The 14,833-nt window shown below is 67.8% G+C and carries 15 protein-coding genes; 5 read left to right on the top strand and 10 right to left on the bottom strand.

Annotation, left to right across the window (positions count from 1 at the left end):
- Window positions 1-43: 43 nt before the first annotated feature.
- From AC1D2H_RS21745 to petA, 4 genes are all read right to left on the bottom strand, one after another.
- Window positions 44-661, bottom strand: a complete 618-nt coding sequence (locus tag AC1D2H_RS21745; RefSeq protein ID WP_056192820.1) for a glutathione S-transferase N-terminal domain-containing protein — start codon at window positions 659-661, stop codon at window positions 44-46.
- Between the two features lie 138 nt (window positions 662-799).
- Window positions 800-1,570, bottom strand: a complete 771-nt coding sequence (locus tag AC1D2H_RS21740; RefSeq protein WP_477933493.1) for a cytochrome c1 — start codon at window positions 1,568-1,570, stop codon at window positions 800-802.
- 20 nt (window positions 1,571-1,590) lie between these two features.
- The gene (locus tag AC1D2H_RS21735; RefSeq protein WP_477933495.1) at window positions 1,591-2,997 is read right to left on the bottom strand and encodes a cytochrome b; all 1,407 of its coding nucleotides are present in this window, start codon (window positions 2,995-2,997) and stop codon (window positions 1,591-1,593) included.
- Window positions 2,998-3,017: 20 nt separating this feature from the next.
- The gene (gene petA / locus AC1D2H_RS21730) at window positions 3,018-3,620 is read right to left on the bottom strand and encodes a ubiquinol-cytochrome c reductase iron-sulfur subunit (RefSeq protein WP_477933497.1); all 603 of its coding nucleotides are present in this window, start codon (window positions 3,618-3,620) and stop codon (window positions 3,018-3,020) included.
- 173 nt (window positions 3,621-3,793) lie between these two features.
- Between petA and mscL the strand changes: the two genes are divergently transcribed.
- Together mscL and AC1D2H_RS21720 are read left to right on the top strand one after the other, a co-directional pair.
- Window positions 3,794-4,216, top strand: a complete 423-nt coding sequence (gene mscL / locus AC1D2H_RS21725; RefSeq protein ID WP_478012418.1) for a large conductance mechanosensitive channel protein MscL — start codon at window positions 3,794-3,796, stop codon at window positions 4,214-4,216.
- A 132-nt stretch (window positions 4,217-4,348) separates the two neighbouring features.
- A complete protein-coding gene (locus tag AC1D2H_RS21720; protein WP_477933501.1) occupies window positions 4,349-6,766 on the top strand; it encodes a DUF1631 family protein in 2,418 nt (805 codons plus the stop codon).
- Here AC1D2H_RS21720 and pdxA read toward each other — a convergent pair.
- A complete protein-coding gene (gene pdxA, locus AC1D2H_RS21715) occupies window positions 6,750-7,757 on the bottom strand; it encodes a 4-hydroxythreonine-4-phosphate dehydrogenase PdxA (RefSeq protein ID WP_478012417.1) in 1,008 nt (335 codons plus the stop codon). The genes AC1D2H_RS21720 and pdxA overlap by 17 nt on opposite strands.
- A gap of 72 nt (window positions 7,758-7,829) precedes the next feature.
- On the opposite strand from pdxA, the gene AC1D2H_RS21710 reads away from it, so the two are divergent.
- Window positions 7,830-9,638 carry a DUF885 domain-containing protein gene (locus AC1D2H_RS21710; RefSeq protein WP_478012416.1) on the top strand — a complete coding sequence of 603 codons (1,809 nt, stop codon included), beginning with the start codon at window positions 7,830-7,832 and terminating at the stop codon, window positions 9,636-9,638.
- Complete coding sequence (locus tag AC1D2H_RS21705) at window positions 9,635-10,546, top strand: M14 family metallopeptidase (protein ID WP_478012415.1); 912 nt, start codon at window positions 9,635-9,637, stop codon at window positions 10,544-10,546. Before AC1D2H_RS21710 ends, AC1D2H_RS21705 begins: the two co-directional genes overlap by 4 nt.
- 13 nt (window positions 10,547-10,559) lie before the next feature.
- On the opposite strand, the gene AC1D2H_RS21700 is transcribed toward AC1D2H_RS21705, so the two are convergent.
- Both AC1D2H_RS21700 and AC1D2H_RS21695 read right to left on the bottom strand, forming a co-directional pair.
- Window positions 10,560-11,165, bottom strand: coding sequence for a hypothetical protein (locus AC1D2H_RS21700; protein ID WP_478012414.1), 606 nt, complete (start codon window positions 11,163-11,165; stop codon window positions 10,560-10,562).
- A gap of 144 nt (window positions 11,166-11,309) precedes the next feature.
- Window positions 11,310-12,056 carry a Nif3-like dinuclear metal center hexameric protein gene (locus AC1D2H_RS21695; RefSeq protein WP_478012413.1) on the bottom strand — a complete coding sequence of 249 codons (747 nt, stop codon included), beginning with the start codon at window positions 12,054-12,056 and terminating at the stop codon, window positions 11,310-11,312.
- A gap of 17 nt (window positions 12,057-12,073) precedes the next feature.
- On the opposite strand from AC1D2H_RS21695, the gene AC1D2H_RS21690 reads away from it, so the two are divergent.
- Window positions 12,074-13,240: a S1C family serine protease gene (locus AC1D2H_RS21690; RefSeq protein WP_477933513.1), complete on the top strand. Its 1,167-nt coding sequence runs from the start codon at window positions 12,074-12,076 to the stop codon at window positions 13,238-13,240.
- Here AC1D2H_RS21690 and tatC read toward each other — a convergent pair.
- From tatC to tatA, 3 genes are read right to left on the bottom strand one after another with little or no spacing between them, the layout of a single operon-like run.
- A complete protein-coding gene (gene tatC / locus AC1D2H_RS21685) occupies window positions 13,228-14,031 on the bottom strand; it encodes a twin-arginine translocase subunit TatC (protein ID WP_477933515.1) in 804 nt (267 codons plus the stop codon). The genes AC1D2H_RS21690 and tatC overlap by 13 nt on opposite strands.
- Window positions 14,031-14,507 carry a Sec-independent protein translocase protein TatB gene (tatB, locus tag AC1D2H_RS21680; protein ID WP_477933517.1) on the bottom strand — a complete coding sequence of 159 codons (477 nt, stop codon included), beginning with the start codon at window positions 14,505-14,507 and terminating at the stop codon, window positions 14,031-14,033. The genes tatC and tatB overlap by 1 nt, the downstream gene beginning before the upstream one ends.
- Window positions 14,508-14,744 carry a Sec-independent protein translocase subunit TatA gene (gene tatA, locus AC1D2H_RS21675; RefSeq protein WP_478012412.1) on the bottom strand — a complete coding sequence of 79 codons (237 nt, stop codon included), beginning with the start codon at window positions 14,742-14,744 and terminating at the stop codon, window positions 14,508-14,510.
- Between the last annotated feature and the right edge of the window lie 89 nt (window positions 14,745-14,833).

Here is a 14,833-nt window from a genome sequence, read left to right as displayed (position 1 = left end):
CGGCTCCCCATGAGGCGAAGCGCGCAGGCGCTTCGGGGGACGATCAGCGGCGCATGACCTTTTCCGAGGGCGTCAGCGCCTCGATGTAGGCCGGGCGGCTGAAGATGCGCTCGGCGTACTTCAGCAGCGGCAGCGCGTTCTTGGACATGTCGATGCCGTAGTAGTCCAGGCGCCACAGCAGCGGGGCGATGGCCACGTCGAGCATCGAGAAGTCGTCGCCCAGCATGTACTTGTTCTTCAGGAAGATCGGGGCCAGCTGGGTCAGGCGGTCGCGGATCTGCGAGCGGGCCTTTTCCAGTTGCTTGTCCGTCGCCTTGGTCGTCGTGCCGCGGCCTTCGAGGATGTTCACGTGGGCGAACAGCTCCTTCTCGAAGTTGAGCAGGAACAGGCGCACGCGGGCGCGCGCCACCGGGTCGCCGGGCATCAGCTGCGGGTGCGGGAAGCGCTCGTCGATGTACTCGTTGATGATGTGCGATTCGTACAGGATGAGGTCGCGCTCGACGAGGATGGGCACCTCGTTGTACGGGTTCATCAGTGCGATGTCTTCGGGCTTCGCGAACAGGTCAACGTCACGGATTTCGAAGTCCATGCCTTTCTCGAACAGCACAAAGCGGCAGCGGTGCGAGTAGGGGTCGGTGGTACCGGAGTAGAGGACCATCATGGCTTGGGCTCCCGAGGGGTCAGTCAATCAAAACTCACGCGGCAGGCCGCCGCGCAAAAAGCAAACGCAGTGGGTGGCTGGATGCCCTCCCCACTGCGTGTTTGGCACCGCTTTGAGGCGGTGCCGGGACTTGCAGGTCTACTTCACATCCTTCCAGTACGAGGCGTTCAGACGCCAGGCGAATACGGTCAGGATGGACAGGAAGATCAGCACGATGACGCCCAGCTGGAAGCGCTGGCCTTGTGCCGGCTCGCCCATCCACTGCAGATAGGCGACCAGGTCGGCCACCGCTTCGTCGTACTGGCGCTCGGACAGCGTGCCGGGCGTCAGTTGCTGATAGCCGGCGAAAACGTGGATCTTCTTGTCGTGGTCATGCGGGTCGGCGACTTCCTCGAACTTGGCGGCGCGCTGGCCCTGCAGTTCCCACAGCACATGCGGCATCGCGACGCTGGGGAAGGCCAGGTTGTTCCAACCGGTAGCCTTCGTGTCGTCGCGGTAGAAGTTCCGCATATAGGTGTAGAGGTAGTCCGCACCGGAGCCCTTGGCGCCATCGGCGCGCGAGCGCGCGATGACGGTCAGGTCGGGCGGGTTGGCGCCGAAGAAGGCCTTGGCGTCCTTCGCGTCCAGGCTGACCTTCATGGTCTCACCGACCTTCTCGGCGGCGAACAGCAGGTTGTTCTTGATGTCGGCTTCGGACAGGCCGATGTCGCGCATGCGGTTGTAGCGCATGTAGGCGGCCGAGTGGCAGTTCAGGCAGTAGTTGACGAACAGCTTGGCGCCGTTCTGCAACGCAGCCATGTCCGCCATCTTTTCCTTGGGGAACTTGTCCCACTCGATGCCGCCACTGGAAGCGTGGGCGGCACCAGCCAGGCTCAGCGAAGCCAGCAGGAGAGCGATCAGCTTTTTCATTTGTGTTGTTGCTCCGCGGCTCAGTGGGCGTGGAAGGTCACACGGTCGGGCACCGGCTTGGGCGTCCCCAGGCGGCTCCACCACGGCATCAGCAGGAAGAAGCCGAAATAGAACAAGGTGCCCACCTGGGCGACCAGGGTGCCCATGTCGCTCGGCGGCTGGATGCCGAGGTAGCCCAGCCACAGGAAGAAGACGACGAAGACGGCGTAGACAACCTTGTGCCAGTCCGGGCGATAGCGGATCGACTTGACCGGGCTGTGGTCCAGCCAGGGCAGGAAGAACAGGATGACGACCGCGCCGCCCATGACGACCACGCCCCAGAACTTCGCGTCGAAGACCTTGAGCAGGAAGATCAGCACGGCAGCCGCCACCAGCAGCGCCACCTTGGCGGCGCCACCGAACTTGCCCTTCAGGAAGCTCACGACGGCCGCGATGCCGACGACGCCGCAGAGCACGTTGACCATGGTGTCGGTCGTCGCGCGCAGCATCGAGTAGAACGGCGTGAAGTACCAGACCGGGGCGATGTGCGCCGGCGTCTTCAGCGGGTCGGCCGGGATGAAGTTGTTGTACTCGAGGAAGTAGCCGCCCAGTTCCGGTGCGAAGAACAGGATGGACGTGAAGGCCATCAGGAACAGGCAGACGCCGTAGATGTCGTGCACCGTGTAGAACGGGTGGAAGGCCACGCCGTCCAGCGGGATGCCGGTCTTGGGGTCCTTGTGCTTCTTGATCTCGACGCCGTCGGGGTTGTTGGAACCGACGTCGTGCAGGGCCAGCAGGTGGGCCACCACCAGGCCCAGCAGCACCAGCGGCACGGCGATGACGTGGAAACTGAAGAAGCGGTTCAGCGTCGCGTCACCGACGACATAGTCGCCGCGGATCATCAGCGCCAGGTCCGGGCCGACGAAGGGCACGGCCGCGAACAGGTTCACGATGACCTGGGCGCCCCAGTAGGACATCTGGCCCCAGGGCAGCAGATAGCCCATGAAGGCTTCGGCCATCAGGCACAGGAAGATCGCGCAGCCGAAGATCCAGACCAGCTCGCGCGGCTTGCGGTAGCTGCCGTAGATCAGGCCACGGAACATGTGCAGGTAGACCACGACGAAGAAGGCCGAGGCGCCCGTGCTGTGCATGTAGCGGATCAGCCAGCCCCAGGGCACGTCGCGCATGATGTACTCGACCGACGCGAAGGCCAGGCCGGCATCGGGCTTGTAGTGCATCACCAGGAAGATGCCGGTGACGATCTGGATCACCAGCACCAGCAGCGCCAGCGAGCCGAAGACATACCACCAGTTGAAGTTCTTCGGTGCGTAGTACTCCGACATGTGGACCTTGTAGGCGTCGAACGCGGTCGGGAACCGGTTCTCCAGCCAGGTCATGGTCTTCACGCCTGCCGAGGCGCCTGCGGGTGCTTCTTTGAATTCAGCCATGTCTCGTCCCGTGGTTCCGTTTAGGCCTTCTTGTCTTCACCAATGACCAGTCGGGTGTCCGACAGGTACATATACGGCGGCACTTCGAGGTTGTCGGGCGCGGGCTTGTTCTTGAACACGCGGCCGGCCATGTCGAAGGTCGAGCCGTGGCAGGGGCACAGGAAACCGCCTGTCCAGTCGTCGGGCAGCGAGGGCTGGGCACCGGTGGCGAACTTGTCGCTCGGCGAGCAGCCCAGGTGGGAGCAGATGCCCACCACCACCAGGTATTCCTTCTTTTCCTGCCGCGAACGGTTCTCGTTCTTGGCGTACTCGGGAATCGGGAAAGCCTTGCGGTCCGAATTCGGATCGGCCAGCTGGCCGTCGTTCTTCTTCAGGGCCTCAAGCTGCTCCGGCGTGCGGCGCACGATCCAGACCGGCTTGCCGCGCCATTCGACGGTGAGCTTTTCGCCCGGCTTGATGCCGGAGATGTCGACCTCGACGGGGGCACCGGCGGCCTTGGCGCGCTCGCTCGGCGCAAAAGTGCTGACGAAGGGCACGGCGGTCGCAACGCCACCAACGGCGCCAGCGCAACCGGTTGCAATCAACCAGGTCCGCTTGCCTTGGTCCACTTGCTGGTCACTCATGAGGGTCCTCTAAAGAGACTTCTGATCAGGGGCAGCCCAGGATTCTAACGGACGCTTACCCACGGCTCGGCCAAGCGGCGACCGACCACAGGTTTACCCGCCTTCTAGGTGCATGGACTTGGCGCCAACATCGCCCGAGTCATCTCACAGACATCGCCATCCAGGAGGCCCGCATGAGTTTCTTCTCCGAGTTCAAGGAGTTCGCCGTCAAAGGCAATGTCGTCGACCTGGCGGTCGGCGTGATCATCGGCGGCGCCTTCGGCAAGATCGTCGACTCCCTGGTCGGTGACGTCATCATGCCGGTCGTCAGCAAGATCTTCGGCGGGCTGGACTTCAGCAATTACTTCATCCCGCTGGCCGGCCAGACGGCCACCACGCTGGCCGAAGCCAAGAAGACCGGCGCCGTGCTGGCCTATGGCAGCTTCCTGACCGTTTCGCTGAATTTCATCATCCTGGCCTTCGTCATCTTCCTGATGATTCAGCAGATCAACCGCCTCAAGCGTGAGCCCGAAGCCACCCCCGCGCCAGCCGAGCCGCCGCCCACGCCGGAAGATATTCAGCTGCTGCGCGAGATTCGCGACTCGCTGAAGCGCTAAGCTCTCGCCCCGCTCCGCCGCCCGGTAAGCAATAGTTACCGGGCTTTTTTTTGCCACCAAATTGGCAACCCGTTGAAAACCCGTGCTTGTTGCAAGCGCGATACTTTCGATGCAGCTCGTGCCACTTTGTTGATGAACGCGCCAGAGATACGCCTCAATCCTCACCTCGAAGCCTCGCTGACCCGCATCCGTCTGGCGGGTGAGCAGGCGGCTGAGCGCTGCGCGGAAGGACTTGGGCTGTTGGCGCTGTCCTCCGGCCAGGTCAAGAAGCGCGACACGCTGCTGGCGGCTCAATTCGTTTTCCGCCAGCAGCAAGGCGTGTTTTCGCAGCGTTTTGTGCAGAGTTTGCGCAAGCAGGTCGCGGCCGAGCAATCCGATCCCAAGCCGCAGACCGCGGCGCCAGCCAAGAAGGGCTGGGGCGAGCTCTCGCTGATGGACGACGACCAGGTCAACAACCTGGTGGCCGCCGACCGCATCGGCCTGGCCATCGGCCACCACTGCGAGTGGGAGCTGCGCGAGGTCGAGTCCTATGTCGCCGGCATCCAGGTCGGCGAGCGCAACCCCTTGCGGCCCGAACTCATCGGCCAGGGCCTGCTCGACGCCATCCAGGCCATCACCGACGACCCCGTCACCCGCCAGACCCTGACCGACGAGCTGACCCGCTCCCTGGCCCAGGAGATGCGCGCCTGCTACGGCGACATCGCCGAGCTGCTGCGCTCGCGCGGCCTGCGCCCCCAGGATTTGCGTGTGCGCGCGACGCCGGACGGCGCGGCCTCGCGCCTGGGTGGCCTGGGCGCCCCCACCCAGCCGGGCGACCTCGATTCGGGTCACGGCGGCATGTCCACCCGCGGCGGCTACGGCGGCTCGGGGCATGGCGGCCTGGGCGGGCAAGGCGGCCAGGGCGGCGGCCGCAACACCGGCTTCGGTGGCATGGGCGGCGGCTTCGGTGGTCGCGGCGGTGGCGGTGGTGGCGGCGGCTTCGGCCGGGTCGAACCGCAGATGATGGACCTGCTGCGCCGCCTCGCGCAGGCGCCCGGGGCCTATGAGCCAGCCTACGACAGCCACGGCAACTCCGGCCGCATGGGCCTGGACACCCTCAGTGGCGAACCCAGCGCCTGGGGGCAGATGCCCCTGCCGGCCAATCTCATCAACCAGCACCGCGACGAGCTGCGGCAGATGGCCACAGGCCGGCTGGACCACATGGTCATCGACGTCGTCGCCGGCCTGTTCGACCAGATCCTGTCCGACCCCAAGGTGCCGCCGCAGATGGCGCGCCTGCTCGCCCGCCTGCAGCTGCCCGTGCTGCGCGTGGCCCTGGGCGACGAGACCTTCTTCTCCTCGCGCCGCCATCCGGTGCGCGTGTTCGTCAACCGCATGGGCTCGCTCGCCTGCGCCTTCGACGACTTCAGCGATGACCCGGGCCGCTCCTTCCTGGCCCATGTCCGCGACCTCGTGCAGGACGTCGCCCAGGGCGATTTCGACCGCATGGACGTCTACACGGCCAAACTGGACGCCCTCGAAACCTTCATCGCCGAGCAGACCCGCAACACGCTGAAGGCCGCTGGCGACGCCGCCGCCGTCGTCGAACGCCGCGAGACCGACCTGCGCCTGCAGCAGCGCTATGCGCTGCAACTGCAGCAGCAGCTGGCCCGGGTGCCGATGCAGGACTTCCTGCGCAGCTTCCTCGCCCAGGTCTGGAGCCAGGCCATCGTGCTGGCCTCGCGAGAAGGCGCGCCGGAGCGGGCGCTGCGCCTGCGCACCCTCGGCCGCACCCTGGTCATGAGCGTGCAGCCCAAGGGCGGCACGGCGGCCCGCGCCGACTTCCTGCGCGAGCTGCCCAATCTGATGCGCACCCTCAACGAGGGCATGGATCTGATCCGCTGGCCGGACGGCCCACGCAAGGACTTCTTCGGCGTGCTGCTGCCGGCACACGCCGAGTCGCTGAAGGGCCAGGCCCCCAGCGCCCTCGACACCAATCTGCTGATCAAGCAGCTTGATCAGATCTTCGGCGTCGCGCCGCCTGGAGAAGCCGATCTCGCCAAGCCCATCGCGGGCGAAAGCGCCCCCGGCGAGCTCGACGCCAGCCAGCGCCTGACGCCGGCCGAGGCCAAGAGCCTGGGCCTGGTCGAGGACGCCAGCGTCGACTGGAACGGCGAGCTCGATCTCGACCTGTCGGGCAACGACGCCGCCGCGGCGGCCGAGCCTCTGCAGGCCGTGGACATCTCCATCGACGGCCTGCCCGCCGCCGAAAGCCCATCAGAGCCCAGCGGCGGGGCCGGGCTGATGGACAACATGCAGATCGGCTTCGCCTACCAGATGCACACCGGCACCGAGTGGCAGAAGGTGCGCCTGGCCCATGTCAGCGCGGGTCGCAGCTTCTTCATCTTCACGCATGGCAGCCGCCACCAGGAGACGGTGACGATGACGGCCCGCATGCTGAGGAAGCTCTGCGAGGCCGACCGCATGCGCGCCTTCGAGAACGCTTACCTGCTCGAGCGCGCCACCGCGCGCGCGCGCGCGCAGCTGGCGGCGCTTACGCCGGCGCGCTAAGCCGTCGAGCCATTGCCAATGCCGTACCCAGGCTGGCTGGGTCGGCCAGGCCCCGCCCCGCGATGTCGAAGGCCGTGCCGTGGTCGGGGCTGGTGCGCACGAAGGGCAGGCCCAGCGTCACATTGACGCCCTGCTCCACGCCCAGGTACTTGACCGGGATCAAGCCATGGTCGTGCACCATCGCGACGACGACGTCGAACTCACCGCGGCGCGCGCGCATGAAGATGGTGTCGGGCGCATAGGGGCCGCTGGCATCCATGCCCGCCGCGCGTGCATCGGCAATGGCTGGCGCGATGTGCAGGATCTCCTCGTCGCCGAACAGGCCACCTTCGCCCGCATGCGGGTTCAGGCCTGCCACCGCGATGCGCGGCGCCGCGATGCCCATGCGCTGCAGCGCCGCCTGCGTGATGCTCAGCGTCTCGGCCACCGCCTCGCGGGTCACGCGCTCGATCGCCTCGCGCAGCGAGCAGTGGATGGTGACGAGCACCGTGCGCAGCTCCTCATTGGCCAGCATCATGCGCACCGGCACGCCACCCGCCAGCGCCTGCAGCATCTCCGTGTGGCCCGGATAGGGCGAGCCGGCCGCGTGCAGGGCCTCCTTGTGGATGGGGGCCGTGACGAGGGCGCGCGCCCGGCCGGCCTGGATCAGGCCGACGGCGGCCGCTATGCACAGGGCCGCGGCCGCGCCGGCACGGGCGTCGACCTGGCCCAGCGGTGCCTCGATCAGACCCACCGGCAGGCCCACGGGTTGCCAGACCGGCAGGCAGCGCGGCGGCACGCGGCCTAACTCCTCGGGCTCCTGCAGCTCGGCCACCGCCAGCCCGCCGCCGATGGCCGCAACGGCCCTCCTCAGCACGGCCACGTCGCCCACCACGAGGGCGTCGCGCGGCGCATTCTGGCGCCACAGCCTGGCGATGATCTCGGGGCCGATGCCGCAGGCATCACCCATGCTGACGACCAGGGGCTGGCCTAGGGAGTTTTCCGGGGTCATGCTGCATTCTTTCATCACCTCGGTGGCGCACTGGCAGACTGCCGACCGCCTGATCACGCCGTGGAGATTCTCTTGCGCAAGACCCTTGTTGCCGCCCTTGTTGCCACCCTGACCGCCGGCCTGCACCTGGCCGCACCGGCCGCCACCCAAGCGGCCCCCAAGCCCGCAGCCACGGCTGCCGACGCCTCTGCCAAGGCCCATCAGGCGCTGCAGGCCCTGTTCGATGAAGCCTGGGAGTCCGAGGCCCGCGCCGCGCCCGAATGGGCGACGCTGCGCGGCGACCTGCGCTTCAACGACAAGCTGAGCGACCGCTCCGAGGCCGGCCTCGCCGCCCGCGACGCCTTCGCCCGCGACATGCTGGCCCGCGCCCGCGCGGTGGACGTCGGCCTGCTCAGCGACACCGACCGCGTGTCCCTCGCCCTGTTCATCAACCGCTACCAGCAGGAAGTGGCCATGCAGGGCTTCGCCGGCTGGCGCACGTTGACGCTGGGCACGCTGTACGGCGCGCAGTCGGCGCTGGCCGGTTTTGCACGCAATGTGCCGGTCAACAACGAGGCCCAGGTCAAGCAGTGGCTGGCGCGCCTGGCCGCTTATCCGGCGCGGGTCGACCAGGAGATCGCCATCCTGCGCCACGGCCTGGCGCTGGGCTGGGTCACGTCCAAGCCGGTGCTGGCCCGTGCCATCGCCCAGGTCGAGGGCCAACTGACCGAGGACGTCACCAAGAGCCCTGCCTACGAGCCCTTCGCTCGCATGACAGTGGACGCCGGCGTCAAGGCCAACTACCAGACCCAGGGCCAGGCGGCCATGCGCGAGCTCTTCTACCCGGCCCAGCGCAAGCTGCTCGCCGTCATGAAGGACGAGCTCAGCCCCAAGGCGCCCGACAGCGGCTCGCTGTCGACCTACCCAGGCGGCGACAAGGTTTATGAGGCGCTGATCCTGCGCCATGTGACGCTGCCGCTGGCGGCCGGCGACATCCACACCACCGGCCTGCGCGAGGCCGCGCGCATCCGCGCCGAGATGGAGAAGGTCAAGGCCGAGGCCGGCTTCGACGGCGACCTCGCCGCCTTCAAGAAATTCCTCTACAGCGACCCCAAGTTCTTCAACCAGAGCGCCGATGAGCTGCTGGACGGCTACCGCGCCATCGCCAAGCGCATCGACCCCGAGCTGCCCAAGCTCTTCACCCAGTTGCCGCGCTCGCCCTATGGCATCCGCGGCATGCCGCCCTACACCGGCGAAGGCGCGGCCGACAACTACAACGGCCCGTCGCTGGACGGCACGACGCCCGGCTGGTTCAACGCCAACGCGATCGCCTTCAAGCGCCGGCCCAAGTGGGCGATGGAGACCCTGGTGGCCCACGAGACCGTGCCCGGCCATCACCTGCAGATCTCGCGCCAGGTCGAGCTGGGCGAGCTGCCCAACTTCCGCCGCCAATCGCAGTACTCGGTCTTCAGCGAAGGCTGGGCGCTGTATGCCGAGACGCTGGGGCCGCAGATCGGCCTGTTCCGCGACCCCTACACGCGCTTCGGCCACCTGCAGGCGCAGATGTTCCGCGCCGCCCGCCTGGTCACCGACACCGGCCTGCACGCGCTGGGCTGGAACCGCGACAAGGCCATCGCCTACATGATCGAGCAGACCGGCCACGACGCCACCTTCATGACGGCCGAGGTCGACCGCTACCTGTCCCAGCCCGGCCAGGCGCTGAGCTACATGATGGGCGAACTGAAGATCAAGGAGCTGCGCGCCCGCTCGGAAGCCGCCCTCGGCGCCAGGTTCGACCAGCGCCGCTTCCACATGGCCGTCATCGACCAGGGGGCCATGCCGCTGCCGCTGCTGGAGCAGCGCATCAATGCGTGGATCTTGAGCGAAAAGGCACGGCCATGAGCTACGCAATCGGCATTCCCGGCCAGCCCTGGGGCCCGACCGAGGTCGCCGCCTGGCGTGGGCGCCTCGTCAAGCAGCGCAGCTTTGCGGCTGACGTGGTCGCCGCCATCGAGCCCCTGAAGCAGGACTTCGACGTCAGCGAATACGGCGCCGTGGTCTACAACGGCGAGCGCTTCCCGCTGCTGGCCATCCGCAGCCGCGGCTGGCGCGACGACCTGCCCATCCACGTCGTGACCGGTGGCGTGCACGGCTACGAGACCAGCGGCGTGCAGGGTGCGTTGCAGTTCATCCGCGAGCATGGTCAGGAAGTCGCCGGCCGCGCCAACCTGCTGGTGGTGCCTTGCGTCAGCCCCTGGGCCTATGAGCGCGTGCAGCGCTGGAACTTCGACGCCCTGGACCCCAACCGCAACTTCCGTGCAGGCAGCCCCGTGCCCGAGTCCGCGGCCCTGGTGGCCTTGCTGGCGCCGCTGCGCGGCCGCGTGCTGATGCATATCGACCTGCACGAGACGACCGACACGGACGAGTCGGAGTTCCGCCCGGCCCTGGCGGCACGCGATGGCGAGGTGTTCGAGCCTGGCGTGATCCCCGATGGCTTCTACCTTGTCGACGACGCCGAGCACCCGCAACCCGAGTTCCAGCGGGCTGTCATTGCCGCGGTGGCCCAGGTCACCCACATCGCCGAGCCCGATGCCAACGGCCAGATCATTGGCTGTCCGCTGCAGTCGCCCGGCGTCATCAGCTTCGCGGTGCGCAGCCGCAACCTGTGCGCCGCCATCACCGGCGCCCGCTTCAGCACGACGACCGAGGTCTACCCCGACAGCCCGCGCGCCACGCCCGAGCAATGCAACGCGGCGCAGGTCGCCGCCACCCGCGCCGCGATCGCCTACGCGCTGGCGGCCGAGACCTGAACCTCAGGCGGCGTCATTCACAGACCAGCAGGCCCCTGGCGCCCACGCCATGCGTGGACTGCAGCAGCGACGTGGCATTCACCAGCCGCCCCATGCGGCGCCGCACGAAGCCGTCGGCATCGCGCTCGAGCTTGACGCAGAGTTCAGGGTCCAGCCCCATCGCGATGCGCTCCTCGAAGGTGGGCTTGGGCGAATTGCTGCGCGGGTCGGTCGTGGCCGGGTTGGCCAGGGCGCCGCGCAGGATTTCGGGGCTGGGCCTCAGGTTCAGCGCGCCGGGTGCAGAAGCCGCCGCACCGGGTGACACGGCCGCACCGGTCGCCGCAACCACGGGGGCGCCCTCGCCGCTCGGCGCGGCGGACAGGGTTGGCGTGGGTCTCGGGCTGATGCCCGGTGATGCGGCGGCGGGCGGCCGCGCCTGCACGCGCGCCGCACGCTGGCGCAACTGCGGCGGCTGCGGCACCAGGCGCAGCACCACTGAACGCCGCGCTTCTTCGCCTCCCGCCGGCCACCGTCGCGCCTGCAAGACGAGCAGCAGCAACACCGYGTGCCCCAACAGCACGGCGCAGACCGCCACCTGCCGGCGCCGGGACGAAGCCAGGCGCCAGCGGCCTGGCCGCATGACGGCCTCCGCCGCCTTCACGCGCCGGCCAGATGAAGGCCAAGCATCCCAAGGACACGAGTGGGCGAGCGGGCAACGCAGCAGCAGGAAGGCATGCCGGATGCTAGGAGCCGCGGCCCCGCGCCGGGTTACGCCAGGATTAGGTCAGGCTGGGTTGTCCACGTCGATGAACTGCCAGCTGAGGCCCAGGTCCTGGGCGACCTGGGCACCCACGCCCTGCACGCCATAGCGCTCGGTGGCGTGGTGGCCGGCGGCGATGAAGGCGACGCCGGTCTCGCGGGCGTAGTGGGCTTGCGGTTCGGAGATCTCGCCGGTGATGAAGACATCGGCGCCGGCCGCGATGGCCGATTCAAAATAGCCCTGGGCGCCGCCCGTGCACCAGGCGACGCGGCGCAGCGGGCGGCCGTCACCGGGCACGGCGGTCACGGGGCGACCGAGCCGTTCGGCCAGTTGCGCCGTCAGCGCATCGAGACCGGTCGCCTCGACGGCAGCGCTGAAGCCCAGGTCCTGTTCGCCGAAGCGGCGGTCCGCCGTCCAGCCGAACTGCGCGCCGAGCTGGGCGTTGTTGCCCAGGGTCGGGTGGGCGTCCAGCGGCAGGTGGTAGGCGAAGAGGTTGATGTCATGCTGGATCAGGCGGGCCAGGCGCTGCTTCATCCAGCCCGTCACGCGGCCGTCCTGGCCGCGCCAGAACAGGCCGTGGTGCACGAGGATGGCGTCCGCCTTGGCGGCGATGGCCGCATCGATCAGCGCCAGGCTGGCAGTGACCCCGCAGACGAGATGGCGGACATCTGCGCGCCCCTCGACCTGCAGACCGTTCGGCCCATAATCCTTGAAGCGCGCGGGCTCCAGCAACTGGTTCAGTCGGAGCTCCAGCGCGGCGCGATCGGTCATGGCTTGATGGGGATGTGGTGTTGAAACGGCTCTGGCTGATTTTCGCGCAGGCGGTCACCGTCATCCTCGCCGCACTCTTTGTCGTCGCGACGCTGAAGCCGCAATGGCTGAAGAACGCCCGCCTGCCCGACGCGACCATCGCCCAGACCGCGCGCCAGATCGCGCTGCCCCCATCCGCCGCCGCCTCCGTGGTGCGCGTGGGCTTTTCGCAGGCCGCGCGTGTCGCGGCGCCGGCGGTCGTCAGCATCACGGCCAGCAAGGCGCCGTCTCGAGCGGGCCGTGCGCACGAGCAGTTGTTCGGCTTCCCGTTCGGACCACGCCAGCCGCGCGGCAACCCTCAGCTCGGCCTGGGATCGGGCGTCATCATTTCGGCCGACGGCGTGCTGCTGACCAACAACCATGTCGTCGATGGCGCCTCCGACATCGAGGTCATGCTCAGCGACGGCCGCCAGGCCAAGGCCAAGCTGATTGGCACCGACCCCGAGACCGATGTCGCCGTGCTGAAGATCAATCTCCCCGACCTGCCGGTCATCGCGATGGGCGACGCGGCCAGCCTGGCTGTGGGCGACGTCGTGCTGGCCATCGGCAACCCCTTCAATGTCGGCCAGACCGTCACGTCCGGCATCGTCTCGGCGCTGGGCCGCAACCAGTTGGGCATCAACACCTTCGAGAACTTCATCCAGACCGACGCGGCCATCAACCCCGGCAACTCGGGCGGCGCGCTGGTGGATGCCGATGGCCGGCTGGTGGGCATCAACACGGCCATCTTCTCGCGCAGCGGCGGGTCCCTGGGCATCGGTTTTGCCATCCCCGTCGATGTGGCGCGCCAGGTGGCCTCATCACTGCTGCAGGACGGGGTCGTCGCGCGCGGCTGGATCGGCGTGCAGACGCGCGAGCTGACGCCGGAGCTGGCCGAGGCACTGAAGCTGGGCGATGCCAAGGGCGTCCTGATCGGCGGCGTCTACGACGATGCGCCAGCGGCCAAGGCCGGCATCAAGCCGGGCGATGTGCTGACCCGCGTCGGCGCGCATGCGGTGGCGACGCCGACCGAGCTGCTGGCCAGCGTCGCGGCGCTCAAGCCCAGCAGCCAGGTCGAGGTGAGCGTGCAGCGCGCCGGCAAGGCCCTGCAGTTCCAGCTCGCCGTGGCGCAGCGGCCGCGGCCGCCACGCAATCAGGACGACTGATCGGTGGTGGTCGCCTCAGCCTCGTCGGGCGCCTTGGTATGGCGCACGAAGTAGCCGGCGGCGAACAGGCCCACTTCATAGAGCAGGCACATCGGGATGGCCAAGGCCAGCTGGGAGACGATGTCCGGCGGCGTGATGACGGCCGCGACGATGAAGGCGACGACGATGAAGTAGCCGCGCCATTCGCGCAGCTTCTCGACCGACACGATGCCCATGCGCGCCAGCACGACGACGATGACCGGCACCTCGAAGGCCGCGCCGAAGGCGATGAACATGTTCATCACGAAGCCGAGGTAGGCCTCGATGTCTGGCGCCGCCGTGATGCTCTTGGGCGCAAAGCTCTGGATGAACTTGAAGACCTGGCCGAAGACGAAGAAATAGCAGAAGGCCACACCGCCGAAGAACAGCAGCGTGCTCGACAGGACCAGCGGCACCACCAGGCGCTTTTCGTGCGAATACAGGCCCGGCGCGACAAAGGCCCAGGCCTGATAGAGCACGATGGGCAGCGCCAGCATGAAGCCGGCCAGCATCGTGATCTTGATCGGCACGAAGAAGGGCGCGATGACGTTGGTCGCGATCATCTTGGTGCCTTCGGGCAGGTTGGCCACCAGCGGCGCGGCCAGCCAGTCATAGAGCTGGCTCGGGCCCGGGTAGAGGCAGAGCACGCCGAAGCAGACCGCGATGGCGATGACGGCACGCAGCAGCCGGTCGCGCAACTCCATCAGGTGGGTGACGAAGGGCTGTTCGGTGCCGGCGAGTTCGTCGTGGTCGGGGTTCTGGAAGGAGCTCATCAACGGATACCCGGCGGACGGAAGCGCGCCACTCGGGCAGCCCCTGATTGGGTGTGACGCTTCACGCCGGCCTTCTGCTTGAACCACACCGGCGTGCTGCCGCGCTTGAGGCGCCAGTTCTTCCGGGGATGGCGGTATTCCGGCGGCGGCGGCGCGATGGTCGTGCCCGCTTCGTAGGACGGGTCGCTGGTCACGTCGCTCCAGGTCTGGTTCAGGGCCTGGCTGGCCGAGTCCACCTCCTGGCGCACGCTCTGCTCGACATCGCGCGCCGCCGTCTCGAACTGGGACTTCATCTTCTGAAGTTCCTCCAGCTCGATGGAGCGGTTGACCTCGGCCTTCACGTCGGCCACATAGCGCTGCGCCTTGCCGAGCAAGGTGCCCACCGTGCGGGCCACGCGCGGCAGCTTCTCGGGGCCGATGACGATCAAGGCCACCGCGCCGATCAGCGCGATCTTGTCGAAGCCGAAGTCAAGCACTTAGGACTTGGTCTTGGCGTCGACGTCGACCGTGTTCGGGTCATTGACCTTGCGAGCGGTGACCTGCTGGGGCGCAGCGGCCGCGTCCTCGGACGCAGTGCCGTCCTTCACGCCATCCTTGAAACCCTTGACGGCCGCGCCGAGGTCGGAACCGACATTGCGGAGCTTCTTGGTGCCGAAGATGGCGATGACGACGACGAGGACGATCAGCCAGTGCCAAATACTGAATGAACCCATGATGTTGACTCCTTGTGGACTGGCTCAAATTCTAGGTGAGGGATGACCCTAGCATCAGGGGTCATTTCGAGGCCGAGCGCGTTCCGGTG

This window comes from Roseateles sp. P1_C1_2 (assembly GCF_056406535.1).
The sequence above is the reverse complement of the archived record's forward strand: the minus strand, read 5'-3'. Positions and strand labels throughout refer to the sequence as shown.